A 1,374-nucleotide genomic window follows, 5' to 3' on the forward strand; every position below is an offset into this window, starting at 1 on the left:
TGCTGCGAAGCAATCGGAAGTGGTTCCAAGAAAAGCCTCTAAGCTTCAGTCATACGAGACCGTACCGCAAACCGACACAGGTGGGCGAGATGAGTATTCTAAGGCGCTTGAGAGAACTCGGGAGAAGGAACTCGGCAAATTGGTACCGTAACTTCGGGAAAAGGTACGCCCTTGTAGTTTGACCACTTTACTGTGGAAGGATGAACGGGTTGCAATAAACTGGTGGCTGCGACTGTTTAATAAAAACACAGCACTCTGCAAACACGAAAGTGGACGTATAGGGTGTGACGCCTGCCCGGTGCTGGAAGATTAAATGATGGGGTGCAAGCTCTTGATTGAAGTCCCAGTAAACGGCGGCCGTAACTATAACGGTCCTAAGGTAGCGAAATTCCTTGTCGGGTAAGTTCCGACCTGCACGAATGGCGTAACGATGGCCACACTGTCTCCTCCCGAGACTCAGCGAAGTTGAAATGTTTGTGATGATGCAATCTACCCGCGGCTAGACGGAAAGACCCCATGAACCTTTACTGTAGCTTTGCATTGGACTTTGAACCAATCTGTGTAGGATAGGTGGGAGGCTTTGAAGCGGGGACGCCAGTTCTCGTGGAGCCATCCTTGAAATACCACCCTGGTTTGTTTGAGGTTCTAACCTTGGTCCGTTATCCGGATCGGGGACAGTGCATGGTAGGCAGTTTGACTGGGGCGGTCTCCTCCTAAAGTGTAACGGAGGAGTTCGAAGGTACGCTAGGTACGGTCGGACATCGTGCTAATAGTGCAATGGCATAAGCGTGCTTAACTGCGAGACCGACAAGTCGAGCAGGTACGAAAGTAGGACATAGTGATCCGGTGGTTCTGTATGGAAGGGCCATCGCTCAACGGATAAAAGGTACTCTGGGGATAACAGGCTGATTCCTCCCAAGAGTTCATATCGACGGGGGAGTTTGGCACCTCGATGTCGGCTCATCACATCCTGGGGCTGTAGCCGGTCCCAAGGGTATGGCTGTTCGCCATTTAAAGTGGTACGTGAGCTGGGTTTAAAACGTCGTGAGACAGTTTGGTCCCTATCTGCCGTGGGCGTTGGAAATTTGAAGGGGGCTGCTCCTAGTACGAGAGGACCGGAGTGGACGAACCTCTGGTGTACCGGTTGTCACGCCAGTGGCATTGCCGGGTAGCTAAGTTCGGAAGAGATAACCGCTGAAAGCATCTAAGCGGGAAACTTGCCTTGAGATGAGATTTCCCGGAGCCTTGAGCTCCTTGAAGGGTCGTTCGAGACCAGGACGTTGATAGGCTGGGTGTGGAAGTGCAGTAATGCATTAAGCTAACCAGTACTAATTGCCCGTACGGCTTGTCCCTATAACCTTGGTAGGATATAGA

1 rRNA gene is annotated in these 1,374 nt (G+C 51.5%); it reads left to right on the forward strand.

From position 1 onward, the window contains the following. Positions 1 to 1,353, forward strand: a 23S ribosomal RNA gene (locus tag BM031_RS24855); the annotation flags it as partial. Positions 1,354 to 1,374: the final 21 nt, after the last annotated feature.

This window comes from Massilia yuzhufengensis, assembly GCF_900112225.1.
Classification (GTDB): domain Bacteria; phylum Pseudomonadota; class Gammaproteobacteria; order Burkholderiales; family Burkholderiaceae_D; genus Telluria; species Telluria yuzhufengensis.